The sequence below is a fragment of the Nitriliruptor alkaliphilus DSM 45188 genome (assembly GCF_000969705.1).
GTDB classification, from domain to species: Bacteria; Actinomycetota; Nitriliruptoria; order Nitriliruptorales; family Nitriliruptoraceae; genus Nitriliruptor; species Nitriliruptor alkaliphilus.
The window spans coordinates 1893066-1909283 of record NZ_KQ033901.1; the positions used below are offsets into that span (position 1 = coordinate 1893066).

Genomic DNA, 16218 nt, shown 5'->3' on the forward strand with positions numbered 1-16218 from the left:
GCCGTTAGCCTTGGCGACAATCCTCCCCGAGAGGCGTGGAGTACCCGTGGAGTCCACGTGGAGCCCCGGGGCCGTCGCCGGCTCGACGACTCCTGCCGCCACCGAGCAGGTGGTGGTCCCCTTCCGGGTTCTGGGCCCGCTCGAGGTCGGCGATCCGGCCGCCCCCGTAGACCTCCGCGGCACACGGGTTCGTCGCCTGCTGGCCAGGCTGCTGCTCCACCCCGGCGGCGTGGTCTCCGTCAACCACCTCATCGACGCGGTCTGGGACGGCGAACCGCCAGCCAGCGCCGAGGTGACGCTGCGCAGCCACGTCGCGACCCTTCGCCGGGCAGTGCTCGCTGCCGGGATCGAGACCCCGGTGGTGACCCGCCCGCACGGCTACCTCCTCCAGGTCGCCCCACAGCAGGTGGACGCCCGCCGCTTCGAGAAGGGCATCGCCGGCGGCAGGGCCGCACTCGAGCGCGGCGATGTCACGGTGGCAGCCCACGCCCTGCGAGACGCTCTGGGGCTGTGGCGTGGGCCGCTTCTCCAGGATCTCGGCCCTCCGCGCTTTGCCGAGGCGGAGGCCGCCCGGCTCGAGGAGTTGCGGCTGACCGGCCTCGAGGCTCGCGTCGACGCCGATCTGGCGTCGGGACGGCACCGCGAGCTCGTCGGCGAACTCGAGGCCGCGGTCGGTGCCCACCCGTTCCGCGAGCGGTTCTATGGCCAGCTCATGCTCGCCCTCTACCGGTCGGACCGGCAGGCCGAAGCGCTGGAGGTTTACCAGGACGCCCGCAGGCGCCTGAGTGACGAGCTGGGGCTGGAACCCGGACGAAGCCTGGCGGAGCTGGAGACCGCGATCCTGCGGCAGGATCCTGCCCTGCTGTCAGGTCCCGGGGCGACGGCCGCTTCCCCGCCCGCGATCCGGGTCGGCGCCCGACCGTCCGCCTCCGGCTCAGCCACGCTGCTCGACGTCATGCGTCGGCAGCCGATGGTGGGACGCGCCGCGGAGCTGGAGCGCCTGACGGCGCTGTGGCAGGCCGTTCGTGACGGAGGCAGTCGCGTCGTGTTGCTCGCGGGCGAAGCCGGAGCCGGCAAGACCCGGCTGGCCGCTGAGCTTGCGGCGCACGCGACCGCAGGTCGCGCGATCGTGCTCCTCGGCCATTGCGAGCAGGCCGCCGCTATCCCCTACGCGCCGGTCACCGATGCGCTCTCCGGCAGCGCTGAGGTTGCGGACGCGTACACACGGGTACCGGCGCCGGTCCAACACCTGCTGGCCGCGCTGGTGCAGCGGCCGGCGGAGTCGCGGGGCGGTGACCCGCCGGCACCCGATGATCCGCATGAGCGGCAGCTCGCCCTGTTCACCGCGGTGAACGAGCTGGTCGCGTCGGTGGCCGGCCGGGCACCGACGCTGCTGGTCGTGGACGACGCCGAGTCCCTCGACGCAGCCAGTGCGCGGCTGCTGGCGCACCTGGCCCGTCACCTCCCGGCCCGCCTGCTGCTGGTGGTCTGCTTCCGGGACCCGCCGGGCAGCCGCCACGCACCCCTGCGCGCGTTCCTCGCCGATGTTGGTCGCGGCGGTGTCGCGGACCGGCTCGATCTTGGACCGCTGCCCGAGACGGAGCTCGCCGAGCTGGTCGCCGCCTGGAGCGGGCAGCCTGCATCCCCCGATCTGGTCCATGCGCTGTGGTCGTCCACCGGCGGCAACCCCTTCTACGCCGGTGCGGTCGTTGAGGAGCTCATGACGCGGGGCGGGCTCGACGCAGCCGAGGCGGCGTGGCGCGTCCCGACCGGTGTGCGTGACATGCTGCGGGAGCGGCTCCGCGACCTGTCAGCCGCCGCGCGGGATGTCGTCGGCTGTGCGGCGGTTCTTGGCCGGGAGATGGCGTTCGACCTGCTCGTCAGGGTCGCGGATCGTCTCGAACACGAGGTCGTCGCGGCGCTGGAGGAGTCGATCGCCGCGGGCTGGCTGGCGGAGAGCGGCAACGCGTGGGAGGCCGGCTACGCCTTCCGGCACGCCCTGATGCGAGAGGCGGTACACGCCGACCTACCGGCGCCACACCGGCAGCGTCTGCACCTGCGGGCGGCAACCGCCCTCGAAGAGGCGGGGCTGGCGCGGCCGGCCGAAGTCGCGGCCGCGGCGGTGCACCTGCGATCGTCCGGCCCGTTCGGCGACCGCGAGCGCGCTGCGAGCCTCAGCCTCGAGGCTGCGGAGGCCGCCGCGCAGGTGTACGCCTGGGACGAGGCCGTCACTCACGCCGAAGCCGCTGTTGCCATCCTGGCCAGCATCAACGCGGCCCCGGCGCTGCAGGCAGACGCAGTCCGGCGCGCCGCTGAGCTGCTGATCACCTCGACGCTCGACCTGCCCCGTGCCGTCCGGCACTTCGAGGCTGCGCTGACGCACTACCGCGCCGCTGGTGACGACGCAGCCGTCGCCGCGGTTCGGAGCCGGCTGGGATTCGTCCTGTCGTATCACCACAGCGTGATGGACATCCCGCGGGCGCTGGAGCATTTCGCCGCAGCCGAGGCCATGCTCACCGACGGCGAGGCAGCCTTCCACCTGCAGTTCGGCATCGCACTCGCGACCGTGATCGGCCTTCGAACCGACCAGAGCCGTGTGGCCTCGGCACGGGCCGTCGAGATCGCCCAGAACCTGAAGCGGCGCGACCTGGTCGCCCTCGTGGGACCAACGCAGGCCGCCAGCCGGTTCGGCGCTGGCGAGCTCGCCGCGGGACTGGCAGCGCTCGACGATGCCTGGGAGGTGGCGCGCGAGCTCGGCGATCCCAGGCTGGGGTGGGAGGTGACCTCCGTGGGCGCCATGCTCAACACCGTCTTCCTCCTCGACCCCGAAGCCAGCCGTATGTGGTGTGAGCGGGCCTTCGCCCAGCCCCGGCTCGAACGCCTGGCACTCCCCCTCGAAGTGATCACCGATCAGTTCGTGCACGCCCTGGCCGTTGAGGGTGATCTGGGCGCAGCGCGGGAGCGGGCCGCCGAGCTGCCGGACGACGCGGTGAGCCGGAGGCTCCTGTTGCTGTGCGACGGGGACTGGGAGACCGCAGAGCAGTCGTGGTCTGAAGCACGTGACCGCGATCTCGGCCGCGGCGACCTGGTGAACGCGTCGCTGAACGCGTACTGGGCCGGTCAGGCGCGGTGGCTCCTGGACCGACCCGAGCAGGCGCTCGAGGCGTTGCGACAGTCGCTGGAGATCTGCCTCGCCGGCCCCCAGCTGCTCGGTGAGCTCATGGCTCGCGCCGAGATGGCCCGCTACCTCGCAGCCCACGGTGACGTCGACGAAGCGGACGTACACCTGGTCCGCTGCGACGAGATCCTCGGCGCCGGAGAAGACTGGCGCGGCCGTGCCGGCCACGTCGAACTTGCCCGCGCCACGGTCGCTGGCGTGCGGGGAAGACATGGCGATGCTGACGCTGCCTACACACAGGCGCTAGAGGTGCTCACCGCCTACCGGCTGCCCTGGTGGCGCGCCGAGACACTGCTCGCGTGGGCCCGCACGGACGAGACGGCCAACCGGCCCGGCGACGCCGAGTCGAAGCGCACGGCTGCCCTCGAGATCTACGCTGAGCTCGGCGCCCACGACCGATGGTGTCGCAGGCGCTGAACGGTTCGGCCGACCAGCTTGGTCCGGCCTGGCAGTTCGCCGGGCCTCGACGGGGACCGCCACCGTACCTCGCTGCGAAACCTCGAGGGACGTTCCCTACAGCAGCACCGCCTCGTTGGTGCCGTTGAACGCGGTGTGCACGCTACCGTCGCCAGGGTCCACGAACGCCGTGCCCGCCGAGAACGGGCGCTCGACCCAGTCGTCAGCTTGACGTAGGCCAGTTCACCGGACTCTGAAGGAAGCGCGAGACCGAAAAGCAAAGGTTCGGGTTCTTGTCGGCCGCCCTTGCAGTTCGGTGGCTTTGTCGTGCAGTTGCCCCTTCTCTACGCGCATCGGCGGGAGAACAGAAGCGGCCCCGACGCTCAGGTCAGGGTGTGGCGTCGCCGCGTCGTCGTTCGTTCGTATCGGTGGCGAGCAGGGCGATCTCGACGAGCGGTCCGTCAAGCCGGCCCACCAGGCGCCGCCAGCGGGAGGTGTAGAGTTCCCGGTCACGCTCCCACCGGGAGTCGTGGCGCTCGATGACCTCCGCGGTCGCATCCTGTACTTGCCGAGCGAGCCGGATCGTCACCGGCTGACGGTTGTGGAAGTTACGCCACCACGTCTTGGCATCCGCTCGCTGTGGGGCGACCACGAGCAGCTTCCCGTCGCGTGCGTACTGCACCGGGATGGCGTACTGCCGGCCGGAACGCCGGCCGGTGTAGCGCAACTCGATGGCCGACCCGCTCAGCAAACGGTGGAGGGGCGAGCGGAGGATGGCCAGAACCAGCGTGTTGCCCTGCGGGAGTTTGACGCCCAAGCCCAACACCCAATCTCACTCGCGCCGACACTGCCCTGCAAGCCCTCACCGGCCACCTCACACCGCAGTCGTCCGTGCGGGCTTCGCGACCTCACTCTATCCGCGGATCTTGGACAGCAACTATGGGCACCTGAGGCCGCTAGCAGCCGGACCGAAGGCGAGCACAACGAACCCTCTGTGTGTCAAGGGGCGAGGTCGGTGGGTCGGGCGAGGGCAGGGCGAGGTGGTCCGGCGACAGGTGGCCGGACCCTCTGTAGGGTTGTTGGTGGATCCGGGTGTGACTGAACGTCAGCCCTCGAGGCTGCCGTGTCCCCCGGGTCCGCTCATGCCGCGGCGATCTCTTCGGTCGTCGCGGAGTCGGCGAGTAGCTGCCGGTAGATCACGTTGCACAGCTGCCGCTTGAGGGCGCGCATCGCTTCGCGGCGGGACTTGCCTTCCGCGAGACGCCGGTCGACGTAGGCACGGCCGGGGCTGGTGTGCGAGAGCTGGCTGAGAACGACCATGTGGATGGCGGCGTTGAGCCGCCGGTTGCCTCGTCGTGAGAGCCGGTGACGCGAGACGTCTCCGGACGAGGCTTCGATCGGTGCGGTGCCGGCGTAGCTCGCGAAGTGGGCCCGGCTGGGGAACCGGTCGATGTCGCCGGCATGGCCGATGATCGTGGCCGCGAGGATCGGTCCGATGCCTACGATGTCGGTCAGGGTGGTCTTGGAGGCCGTGACGGCTTCGACGATGCGACCGTCGATGTCGACCAGCTGCCGGTCGATCTTGCGCAGGTCGGCAACGAGCTCCCTCGCGAGCTGCTTGCGCTGTACCGCGACGACGCCTTCAGGGCGGATGCCCTGTAGCAGTCGGCTGGCCCTCTCGGCTGTGAGATGTAGCGGAGCGCCGCCTGGACGCAGATGCCGCAGATGGTTGTGCAACCGGCACACGATCCGGTTACGGGACGCCGACAGCTGATCGCGCCGATCGGAGAGCATCCGCAGCACCACCGTGACGTCCTCGGGCCCGACCTGGCGCAGCTGGCGTCCGTGCAGGGCAGCGATCGCGGTCGAGCGGGCATCGTGGCTGTCGGACTTGCGGGCCGACCCGCCCGAGAGCAGACGCACCCGAGCCGAGAGGGTGGCGGGCACGTCGGTGACCGGCTCACCAGCGGCGATCAGCTGTTGGGCCAGCAGCCGTCCGAGTCCGTTGGCGCCCTCGACCGCCCACCGACGGTCCGGCCACGCCGCGGCGAAGGTTTGCAGCTGATGGATCTGGTGCTTGCCGGCCGTGACGCGTAGCTCCGCTAGGACCTCTCCGGCCGCGTCGAGCGCGACGGCGGTGTGCGAGCTCTTGTGGGGATCGATCCCGATGATGACGTCCATGCTGGTCTCCTCGTTGGTGAACGTGCAGGAGCCGCTACGGACAGTCCTGATGCGAGTTCAGACATCCCTCTGTCGAGTCACGTGGCGGCGGCCTCGGCGGGCGCACCTCGTTACCAAGTCAGCCGGAGGCGACAGGGGATTACAGAGCGTTCCCGCCGAGGCCATCGACGCTACGGAAGGCCATCCGTCTCGTCGCCCACCACCGAGTCTCCATCAGGGGAGTACCGCGCGGGTCGGAGCAACATTGCGGAGGCGGCCGGGCGGATCCCTGCGGGGACGGCCGAGGGATTCCGCGAGGCCGTCGCCCGCGTGCCAAGTGATCGTGGGCACCGTGACTGGCACCGCGCTGCGGTCACGCGTCTCCGGCGGCTTGCCCCCACGCTGCTGCGAGCCGCGTGAACGCCGATCGAGTGGACCGCAGGGAGGCCCTCCAACACGCCGGACGACTTGGTGATCCTCGCCTACGGCGAGCGGATGAACAACGGGATCAGCTACGAGGACCTGGTCTACAACCCGCACGCTGACCGTGTCGTACGTAGCACGGGCGACAACCACATCTACTGGGTGGATCCCGACGAGCTGAACGTGACGACCAGCGTCGCCTCGTCGCCGCTGGGCAGCTGGGACACCCGCAAGCTGGCAGTGGATCCGACCCGAGGATGGTCGTACCAGAACACACGTCGCTTCGACGATCAGTTGTACCTGCACGTCCCGCAGCACGACGGCTCGCTCGTTCGGCTCCGGCTCGGGTCCGGCCACATCGGTCTGCCGCTGGCACCGCACGACAGGTGGATGCTGGCCGTCGACCCAGGCTCGGGTGTGCTTCACATGTCGGTTGGGACCCAGATGCGCCAGGTCGAGCCGATCGACGACACCGATCCCGGCGATCCCAGCTCCTGGGCTGTCCGCGACATCACCGGCGCTCCCAGCCTGATCGACTACGGCTTCGTCGCGCCCGGTGTGGCCGTTGGATCGCTGGCCACCCCGATCGACGGCAGCCGGTTCGCGGTCATCACCATCGAGGGCACCACCGCCACCGTCACCCCGATCCACGGGATCGACGGCCCGGCAGGAACCGGAACCTTCGAAGCCTCCTACGTCGCAGAGACCGCCGACGGTCACGCCTGGCTGGTCGCCGGTGATACGGCCCAGCATGTCCGCATCGATGGGACGACCGCGACCCTGATCGACGATCCGGTGACCTTGCTGCACCCGGTGTACTCGTCGCGTTCGCTAGCGGCTGACCCGGACACGGGCTCGCTGTGGGTGGCTGACGGGTACCTCAACCAGGTCCTGGTCAACGAGTACCGCGACGGGCTCCACGTCGGGTCACTCGTGCGCGACCAGCTCGGCGCGCCCGCGGTGACCGCGCTCACCATCGACGGGCGAGGCGGAGCGGTCGTGCTCGCCAACGACCACGTCTTCCGAGTCGGTCGCGGCACCCCTGCGACGCCTCCCGAGACGGCGCAGCCGCCGATCGTGATCGACAACGGCCACGTGGACGTGACCCCGTCGCTGCTCCCTGATGGCAGTGCGACGCTGGTGCTCCATCACGACGGGACGCTCGACGACTGGTGGCAGGCGAGCGACGTGGTCTTCCACGTTCGATCCGTGCCGGAGCGAACCTACGACACCACGGGGACGATCTACGAGGACTGGCTCGGCGCGGGGGAGGTCACCTACGTCGGCCCCTCCAACTTCGACGGCCTCCCCTGGCTGGGATGGAGCAGCACGTACATGGGCCGGTACGTCGAATCCGGCTACCCGCAGGTGCGGCTGGTCGAGGTCGACGGGCCGGGTGACTTCCTGATGGGTTCGCTACCCAACCCGCAGCTCGCCTCCCGTGACCTCGATCTCGTCTACGTGCCGCCCGAGCACACCCATCAGATCTGGATGTTCGCCGAGCCCGGCGTCTACCGGCTGCACATCGCCATCCACGCCGTACTCAACGACGGGACCGAGGTGGAGGACGTGGACGTGCTGACCTTCGTCATCGGCAACGACATCGACCCGACCACGGTCACGCCCGGCGCAGCAGCCGGTGAACCCGAGTCGGCCTCGCAGACGATCGTCGCCACGCTGGACGAACTGGCTGGTGCGCTCGTGATCTCGGTCGACCCCGACGACCGCACGGTCGAGCTGGCGGCACCGCAGTTGGCCGGTGACGGGGCGTCCTGGGCGACCTCTGGCGAGCTCCGCCCGGTGGCGGTGACCGACACCCGGTCTGGCGCGCCCGGATGGACCGCATCCGGCCAGGTGTCCGACTTCGCCGCCGCAGGTGGCCCCTCCTTCGCCGGCTCGCTCCTCGGGTGGGAACCGGTGGTGCTCGATCAGCCAGCCGGAGGCGGCGTTGAGGCGGGACCGCCGGTCGCACCCGGATGGCCCGACGGTGACGGGCTCGCAACGGCTCGCACTCTTGCTTCCGCGGGCGTCGGGCAGGGGTTCGGGACCGCTCAGCTCGGAGCGGCACTCGAGCTGCGCCTGCCGACGCAGACCACCCCCGGCACCTACGAAGCGGTCCTGACCTTCACCGTCATGTAGCCACACGAGGCTGGGCTGTTCGGGTCGCGGACTCCCACCCGCCGCCCGACAGCCCCGCCACGTCGAGGAAGGGACAGCACGTGCGCCCAGGTGTGCAGCAGCGGGATCGTGCCGATCGTGCGTGGCGCGTCGTCGGCAGCCTCGTTGCTGCCGTGCTCGCCGGGAGCCTGCTGCTCTGGACATCGGGACCGGCCGCCGGCCAGGACGACGAGGTGGAGACGCCCGCCGACCCGGACGACGTGACCCCGCTGGACAGCGACGCCGAGCAGGAGGGCGACGGCACCGACAGGCTCACGTGGGGGGTGGTGCCCTCCGGTCCGGACGGGCCGACCGGGCGGGCGAGGTTCGACCTCGACGTGGCACCTGGCGAGACACTGATCGATCACCTCGGCGTCATCAACTACACGTTCGACGAGCAGACCTTCGACGTCTACGCACAAGATGCGTTCACGACCGATCAGGGTGGCTTCGACATCCTGCCGGCCGCGGAGACGTCGACCGCTGCCGGGACGTGGGTCGAGTTGGACATCGAGCAGGTGACGGTCCCGCCGCGCTCCCGAGTCGACCTTCCGTTCCGCGTCGTGGTTCCGCGGAACGCCACGCCGGGGGACCACGCCGCCGGCATCGTCGCGTCCTCGACGAGTGCCATGGTCGGTGAGGATGGCAGCCGTGTCGCGGTCGACCGCCGCGTCGGTGCACGGGTCTACCTCCGGGTCGACGGTGACCTCGAACCGTCCCTGACGATCGAGCAGCTCGAGGCTTCGTACGCGCATCGGCTGAACCCCTTCGGGCGCAGCGTCGTGACGTTCGGGTACCGCGTCGCCAACACCGGCAACGTCCGGCTTGCAGGAGACCCGACCGTCGCGACGCGCTGGCTCTTCGGGTGGTTCTCCACCTCGACGGCCGGCGAACCGCTGCCGGAGCTCCTGCCAGGCGAGTCGTTCACCAGCACGACCGAACTGACCGGTGTTGCACCGCTCGTGTGGCTGTACGGAGACCTCGAGATCGTCCCGGTTCCTGCGGAGGGCCGGGAGGCGCTCGCGGTGACCCCAACGGTCGCGACGGTCGTGGTCTGGGCCCTTCCGTGGACGCTGCTCGCGCTCGTGCTCCTGGTGGCTGGAGGGCTCGCCTACCGACGCCGTCGCCGACGGTCGTCCGGTGCTGCCAGCGCCGCTCTGTCCGAGGGCGTCCGTTCTCGAGATGCCGACGGGGACCGGCTACCTGGCGACCGCGACCGGATCGTCGACCCCGCCCGGGCGGCCGCCCATCGGGACGAGGGACGCGGGTCGTGAGCGCCGGCACCGCGAGCCGTGGACGGACCCTCGACCTCGTTGCGGTCGTACGGGGCATCGGCTGGATGTTCGTGGTGATCAGCGCCGTCGTCCTCCTCTACGTGGTGTACCTGCTCTGGTTCACTGGTCTCGCGACCGCGCAGGCCCAAGCGGAGCTGGCTGACCACTGGTCGCCGAAGCCGTCCGACGCCGTGGTCGCGGAGACGAACCGCGACGATGTTCGAGCTGACCCCGACCGTGCGCCGGCGATCGGTGAGCCGGTCGCGGTGCTGCGGTTCGAGCGGGGCGGCGACGCCATCGTGTCCGACGATGAGCTGTACGTCGTCGAAGGCGTCGCCGACGCCCAGCTGCGCGACGGCCCAGGCCGGTACCCGTCCACGGGAATGCCTGGTCTGTCCGGCAACGTCGCCATCGCCGGGCACCGGACCACGTACGGCGCTCCGTTCTGGTCGCTCGACTCGCTCCGCCACGGCGACACGATCCATCTGATCGACGAGGTCGGCGACGAGTGGATCTACGGCTACGTCAAGCAGCAGATCGTCGCGCCCTCCGACACCTGGGTGCTGGGCGGCGACCCGCTCGGGACCGGGGTGCCGACGCTGACCCTGACCACCTGCCACCCTCGCCACAGCGCGGCGCAGCGCTTGGTCGTGTTCGCCGAGTTGCTCGACCACCGGCCGGCCAGCACCTGACAAGCTGCTCGAGTGTCGAGCCGCGGATCGATGTCGGACCAGGCCAGCTGTTCGCAGCGCCAGATCCGCTTCTTCCACACCAGCACCGTCGGCCGGCCCGCGATCGGGACGTCGCGGACGATCGTGCGGGCACGTCCCTTCGAGCCGGCGCGTACCCCGCGGGTGCGGCAGAAGTCACGGTCGGTCGTGGTCTCGACCAGCAGCATCAGCTCATGGCGATGCTCGGTCGCGGCGAGCAGCCGGAAGCCGTCGAGTCCGAGAACAAGGCAGGGCAGAGCGGTAACGTGATCCACGCTTGTGGCCTCCGTAGTGGCGTCCTAGACACCGCCATCTTCGTGAGGCCACAAGCGCGTTCGAAGCATCCAACGCCGCGCTACCGGATCACCCGCCCCCCTCGTTCATCGCGAAGAGCCGGTTTGGCAGCTGTTCGAGCTGCGCCTGGCCCGGGAGGTCGCGGCCCACCACCTCGGTCACCGTGACGCATACACACCTCCACCAGCTCTACATCGGTGCTCGCCCCGGACGAGTCGGCCGGGCCGCTTCCTCGGTTGAACCACCAGTGACCGTGTCAGGGCGTCTCTGCGGATCGGCGGGTCAAGGCCTCGGCCAGGGCTTTCGGTTGGGTGAAGCAGGCCTCGTGGCTGCCGGGTACGAACTCAGGGGCGACTCCCAGCCGGTCGGGGAACCGTGGTGTCCACGCGTACTCCCCGGGCGGCAGTGCGACGTCCTCCTGGGAAACGAGGTAGCGGACGGGTAGGCCGATCGCCTGGAAGTCGACAGGATCAACGGGCTGGCGGAAGTAGTTCATCGGTTGCGGCACAAGCAGCGTGTGGACGAGTCGCTGGACCGCATCTGTTGCATCCTGCATGAACGCCTGCTGCCATACCTCCAGGGGCAGGGTGACGCTGTCGGTGCCGGATGCCTCTGCGAGCGCTGTGAACAGTTCCACGTAATGCGGCGGTACCTCGTCCAGCAGGCTGGCACCCTCGGTCGGCACGAAGGCGCTCCAGTACACGACCTCGCGGAGCCTGGCCAGCAGCTTGGGGACGGCTGCGGTCATCGGGTAGCCGCCCCAGCTGTGCCCGACCAGCGTCACGTCGTCGAGGTCGTGCTGGTCGATGAGGTTGACGAGGAAGTCGCTGACGTCGACCAGGTTGTGCGCGGTGGGATCGTCCCCGTCGGCCAGGCCGGGAAGGGTCGGGGTGAGCACAAGGTGACCCTGCGCGCGGAGGTGCTCCGCGACGGGGCGCCACGCCCAGCCGCCATGCCAGGCACCGCTGATGAGTACGTACGTGTGGGTCATGGGGTCCTCGGTGTTGTCGTGGGCGGAACTGTGGGTGACTCGCTCGTTCAGGTGGCGATGGGGGACGGGTGGGGTTCATGGACCGCTCGGAAGTACTCCGTCGCGGGAGTGAGAAGAAGCTGGTAGACCTGCAGGAAGAGCTCGTGGGCACGGAGCCCGTTCCAGTCGGGCGGGAGCAGTTCGATCGGGAGGTCCGGATCCTCGAAAGGGAACTTCCGGTAGGCGTGGACCAGTTCGATGTGTTCGACGAGGGCGTCAGCCCCTCGCAGTTCGCGTGCCTCGTATGCCGGGAAGCGGGCTGTGTAGTGGTCGATGAACTGGGAGTACCCGTCGTTGAGGTGGCCGAGATCCCAGCAGCGCCGGGCCAGGTCGCGGTCCTTGGCGAGGTCGCCGGTGCGAACCTCGAGCAGGTCCACCTGAGCGTCGACGTCGTGGTCGCCCATGGCAGCGAGCACGTCGGCGCGCCGGTTCCGGGGGCTCAGCCATGTCGATGGTGCGAGTGGCCCGAACCCGAGCCAGGCGAGCCGGGTTCGGAGCCACTGGCGGATCTGGCGGTCCTCTTCGGGCACGTGGTAGATGGCCATGGTCCACGCCCCGTCCCAGGGGTCGGTGCTGTGCCTGGTGAAGATCCGCTCGCGACCGTCGTCGAGCTCCCTCAACGCCATGTCCGTCAGCTCGTACCAGCTTGCTCGGCCGTGCCGGGTCGTGGACAGCCATCCCTGCTGTTTCATCCGTGACAGGGTGACCCGGGCAACCTGGGCGGTGACATCGAAGGGTTCCATGAGCTGCAGCAGCGCTTGCGCGCTGGTTGCCCCGCCGTGGTAGCGCACGTAGTTGGCGAACAGGTCGATGACGAGACTGCGGGGCCGCAATGTCCATCCCTTCACATCGAGCGGTCTCCTGTGCAGTCGAGCGGATCGAGTCCTCCGGCTCGGTCGCGGGCCACAGTGACCGAAGCAGCCACCACAGGGCTCCGACGCTCACGAGCGCGTAGCCGGCGAGGTAGAGAAGCTGGATCGGCATCCCGAGGACCGCCGGTCCACGGCACCGTCCAGCCAGACGTTCCAGGCCAGGGCGTTCAGCACGAGGACGACCGCTGCCCGGGCACCACGGTGCGTGTTCGTTGCACGGCTACACCCTCCCAACGGTTGGGGCCGCTCCCAGGCACAGGCCCCGTGGGGCATCAGTCTGTCATTCAGGCTACGTGACGTCAAGCGAACGTTATATCAATGCCCCGCGTGACCTCGAATCGATGGATGGGAAGGGAGCGGATTTGGGGAGTATTGTTCGGTTCTGTCGCCATTCTGCGGGCTGGTGACCGGTTCGGTTCTAGGATGCAGCTTTCAACCTTCATGTAAACGTACGTCATCAAGGATGTTATGTTATTGACACTCGGTCGCCCGACACCGCGCGCCGGCAGGCGGAACGCTGGCGCACCGCTCCTCAGGGTTGCGCCGGGGCAGATGGTTGCGTTGCGAACTACGAGTACGCTCCGCTGAGGCACGCATGAGGAGGACCCGTGACGTCCGGCGACGACGTGGTACTGCAGCAGGTCGAGCTCGGCATGCCGTGGCAGACGATCGACCCCTTCCTGTTCTGCGTCCACCACGATGACGACTACCCCGAAGGCGACGAGGAGCTCGGCCCCTGCGCGCCGCTGGTCGGCCGCAACCTCGGCGCCGACTTCTCGGGTCGCGACGGCTGGTCGATGTACCACGGCTCGCTCGTGCCGGGCTTCCCGCAGCACCCCCACCGCGGCTTCGAGACCATCTCGTTCATGCGGCGCGGGTTCATGGACCATGCCGACTCGCTCGGGGCGGCGGCGCGGTTCGGCCGCGGCGACGTCCAGTGGATGACCGCGGGCTCGGGCATCGTCCACGCCGAGATGTTCCCGCTGCTCAACCGCGACGCGCACAACCAGACCGAGCTGTTCCAGATCTGGATCAACCTGCCGGCGAGCGACAAGATGGTGCCGCCGCACTTCTCCATGCTGTGGAGCCACCAGATCCCCCGGCACACGTTGCTCGATGCCGCCGGACGGCCCACGGAGGTGACGGTCGTCGCTGGCGAGCTGGTCGAAGGTCACCGCGCCCCCGCGCCGCCGCCGCACTCGTGGGCGTCCCGGCTGGACAGCGACGTGGGCATCTACCACGCCGCGATCGCCCCCGAGGGGTCGTGGCGGCTCGGCCCCGCGGCGCACCCCCAGACCATGCGTACCGTCTACGTGTTCCGCGGCGGATCGGTCCGCATCGGCGGGATCGAGGTCGCGGGTGGGTACGCGGCCGTGGTCCGCTCGGACGTGCCGATCGAGCTGGTCGACACCGGCGACGGCGCCGAGGTGTTGGTGCTCCAGGGCCGGCCGATCGGCGAGCCGGTCGTCCAGTACGGCCCGTTCGTGATGAACACCAAGGCCGAGATCCAGAAGGCCTACCACGACTACCAGGAGACCCACTTCGGCGGCTGGCCGTGGCCCGAGGATGATCCGAACCACGGCGCCGACCTGCGGCGGTTCGCCAAGCACGCCGACGGTCGCGTCGAGGAACTCGCCGCGACCGGCACGGGTTGACGGTCGGCGAACTCGACCCTCAGGTCACGGAGCTCCGCCGAGCAGCGAGTGGCCCCAGGCGGTCACGGCGCGGCCGTCGCTGGAGGTCAGCAGCCGGGCGCGTGCAGGTGGCTGTCGAGCAGCGGTTCGGCAGCTGAGCGTGCCAGTCGTGCCGCCCCCGGGTCCGAGCGGAACGACGCGGACACGATCGCACCGTCGATCAGGACCAGGAGCTGGCTCGCCAGGGTGTCGGGGTCATCGGCGTCGTCCGCGACGAGGTCCCGGAGGAAGCCGTGCAGCGCTCGCTTGTGTTGGCGGGCTCGCTCTGCGACGAGCTCCGACACCTCGCCGAGCTCGCCGTAGGCGTTGATGAAGGCGCAGCCACGGAACTCCGGCTGCGCGAACCAGTGCTCCAGGGAGTCGAAGACGGCCAGGACGCGGCCACGCGCGTCGCCGGCCTGGTCGGTCACGAACGTCCGCAGCTCGGCGCGCCACCGGCGATCGCGCCGGTCGAGGTAGGCGTCGATCAGGGCTTCCTTGGAGGGGTAGCACTGGTACAGGCGCTTCAGGGAGATGCCGGCGGCGGCCCGTACCTCGTCGACGCCGACCACCTGGAGGCCGCGGGTGTAGAACAGTTCGTCGGCCGCCTCGAGCAGCGATGTTCGTGCTTGCGTCAGATCCACGGCGAAGCCCTCGTGACGGTGGCGGCGGCAGAGAGGCCGGTTCCCGCGCCGAAGGGTTGACGCGAGAACGGCCGTTCTCTATCGTACGCGCCGGGGAGGAGAACGAGCGTTCTCCTCGCCACGTGCGGGGGACCGACACGGGGGGTAGGGAGGCAACGCGCCATGTCCCACCACCTCGACTCGCCGCTCGCCCGTGAGGATCCGCGGCTCGACATCAGCGACGTCTACCTGTTCCGCGGGCGACGTGGCACCGTGTTCGTGCTGAACGCCAACCCGCTGTCGGGAGCCGGCGGGTTCCATCCCGAAGGCCTCTACGAGTTCCGGATCGACACCGATGGGGATGTCGTCGAGGACCTCACCTTCCAGGTCCGGTTCGGCCCGATGGAGCCCGACGGTCTCCAGTCGCTCGAGCTGCGCGAGCTGCGAGGCATCGACGCCCAGGACCGCGATGCCGATGTGCGACCCGTCCTCAGCGGGGCCACCCAGCAGCCACTGGAAGCGGACAACGGGCTGCGTGTGTGGGCCGGCCCGGCAGCCGATCCGTTCTACATCGACGGAGGGGTCGTCGGCCCGGTCGTCCGTGCCGTGACGAGCGGCGTGCGGCTCGACCTGGATGACGTGGTGAGGGTCGAGCACGCCAACGCCTTCGCGGGCACCAACGTGTCCACCATCGTCCTCGAGGTACCGGACGAGGTGTTCGGCGCGCGCCACATCGCCTTCTGGGCGACCACGGCGCTCGCGACCGATGCCGGTGGGTGGCGCCAGATCAACCGGTGCGCCCAGCCGCTGGTCAACACCATCTTCCATCCCGACGACTCCGACCAGGCCAGCGGGTACAACACGACGCACCCGCGCGACGACGACGAGATCTACGGCGAACGGTTCGCGGCGATGGCTGCCGGCGCAGCGTCCGCGCTGGGCTCGGCCAGCGACCCAGCGGAGCACGGCAGCCGCGTCCGCGACCTGCTCCTGCCCGACGTGCTGCGCTACGAGATCGGCACGTCCGCGTGCTTCGGGTTCACGGCCCGCAACGGGCGTGGGCTGACGGAGTGTGCACCCGAGGTCATGTTCGCGATCGTGCTGGGCGCGGCGGTGCCCCTCGGCCTGGACGCCACGTCCGCGCCCGGCGAGCTTCGCGACGATCTGCCGTACCTGGCTCTCCCGATCGGTGAGGGGTCCGACGCGGACGCCGAACTCGCGCCGGCCTGATGTCGCCCGCGACGGGCCGGCAGCGAGCCGAGGTGAGCCTGGCGGAACGCAGCGACGTGGACGCGGCCGTGGCGGCCGCGACCGAGGCGTTCCCGGCGTGGTCCGAGACGTCGCTCACACGGCGGGCCGCCGTGCTCTTCGCCTTCCGAGAGCTGGTGCGCAGCCACCTCGACGAACTCGCTGCCCCTTGACCGAGCG

12 protein-coding genes and 1 pseudogene are annotated in these 16218 nt (G+C 69.9%); 7 read left to right on the forward strand and 6 right to left on the reverse strand.

Annotated features, from left to right (window positions below; genetic code table 11):
- Positions 1–46 precede the first annotated feature (46 nt).
- A complete protein-coding gene (locus NITAL_RS08950) occupies positions 47–3595 on the forward strand; it encodes an ATP-binding protein (RefSeq protein WP_052665924.1) in 3549 nt (1182 codons plus the stop codon).
- 367 nt (positions 3596–3962) lie between these two features.
- Here NITAL_RS08950 and NITAL_RS08955 read toward each other — a convergent pair whose 3' ends face one another.
- Together NITAL_RS08955 and NITAL_RS08960 are read right to left on the reverse strand one after the other, a co-directional pair.
- On the reverse strand, positions 3963–4391 hold the full coding sequence (locus NITAL_RS08955; RefSeq protein ID WP_169786797.1) for a nitroreductase/quinone reductase family protein: 429 nt from the start codon (positions 4389–4391) through the stop codon (positions 3963–3965).
- Between the two features lie 323 nt (positions 4392–4714).
- Positions 4715–5755, reverse strand: coding sequence for an IS110 family RNA-guided transposase (locus NITAL_RS08960; protein WP_052664145.1), 1041 nt, complete (start codon positions 5753–5755; stop codon positions 4715–4717).
- A gap of 450 nt (positions 5756–6205) precedes the next feature.
- Here NITAL_RS08960 and NITAL_RS08965 point away from each other — a divergent pair, with 450 nt between their 5' ends.
- The 3 genes from NITAL_RS08965 (at position 6206) to NITAL_RS08975 (ending at position 10280) form a co-directional block, all read left to right on the forward strand.
- Complete coding sequence (locus tag NITAL_RS08965; RefSeq protein WP_052665928.1) at positions 6206–8296, forward strand: choice-of-anchor M domain-containing protein; 2091 nt, start codon at positions 6206–6208, stop codon at positions 8294–8296.
- Between the two features lie 80 nt (positions 8297–8376).
- Positions 8377–9588: a WxL protein peptidoglycan domain-containing protein gene (locus NITAL_RS08970; protein ID WP_083441382.1), complete on the forward strand. Its 1212-nt coding sequence runs from the start codon at positions 8377–8379 to the stop codon at positions 9586–9588.
- Complete coding sequence (locus tag NITAL_RS08975; protein WP_052665933.1) at positions 9585–10280, forward strand: sortase; 696 nt, start codon at positions 9585–9587, stop codon at positions 10278–10280. Before NITAL_RS08970 ends, NITAL_RS08975 begins: the two co-directional genes overlap by 4 nt.
- 62 nt (positions 10281–10342) lie before the next feature.
- On the opposite strand, the pseudogene NITAL_RS29575 reads toward NITAL_RS08975, so the two are convergent.
- From NITAL_RS29575 to NITAL_RS08985, 3 genes and pseudogenes are all read right to left on the reverse strand, one after another.
- Positions 10343–10486 (reverse strand): annotated as a pseudogene (locus NITAL_RS29575) (transposase family protein); the annotation flags it as partial.
- A gap of 362 nt (positions 10487–10848) precedes the next feature.
- The gene (locus tag NITAL_RS08980; RefSeq protein ID WP_052665935.1) at positions 10849–11583 is read right to left on the reverse strand and encodes an alpha/beta fold hydrolase; all 735 of its coding nucleotides are present in this window, start codon (positions 11581–11583) and stop codon (positions 10849–10851) included.
- 47 nt (positions 11584–11630) lie between these two features.
- Positions 11631–12470, reverse strand: a complete 840-nt coding sequence (locus tag NITAL_RS08985; protein WP_211262294.1) for a PaaX family transcriptional regulator — start codon at positions 12468–12470, stop codon at positions 11631–11633.
- Between the two features lie 677 nt (positions 12471–13147).
- On the opposite strand from NITAL_RS08985, the gene NITAL_RS08990 reads away from it, so the two are divergent.
- Complete coding sequence (locus tag NITAL_RS08990) at positions 13148–14149, forward strand: pirin family protein (RefSeq protein ID WP_052669542.1); 1002 nt, start codon at positions 13148–13150, stop codon at positions 14147–14149.
- A gap of 86 nt (positions 14150–14235) precedes the next feature.
- Here NITAL_RS08990 and NITAL_RS08995 read toward each other — a convergent pair whose 3' ends face one another.
- Positions 14236–14811, reverse strand: coding sequence for a TetR/AcrR family transcriptional regulator (locus NITAL_RS08995; RefSeq protein WP_052665937.1), 576 nt, complete (start codon positions 14809–14811; stop codon positions 14236–14238).
- 162 nt (positions 14812–14973) lie between these two features.
- Between NITAL_RS08995 and NITAL_RS09000 the strand changes: the two genes are divergently transcribed.
- Both NITAL_RS09000 and NITAL_RS09005 read left to right on the forward strand, forming a co-directional pair.
- Positions 14974–16020, forward strand: coding sequence for a DUF4331 family protein (locus NITAL_RS09000; RefSeq protein WP_052665938.1), 1047 nt, complete (start codon positions 14974–14976; stop codon positions 16018–16020).
- 32 nt (positions 16021–16052) lie between these two features.
- Positions 16053–16211 carry an aldehyde dehydrogenase family protein gene (locus NITAL_RS09005; RefSeq protein WP_211262296.1) on the forward strand — a complete coding sequence of 53 codons (159 nt, stop codon included), beginning with the start codon at positions 16053–16055 and terminating at the stop codon, positions 16209–16211.
- The last annotated feature ends 7 nt before the right edge of the window (positions 16212–16218 follow it).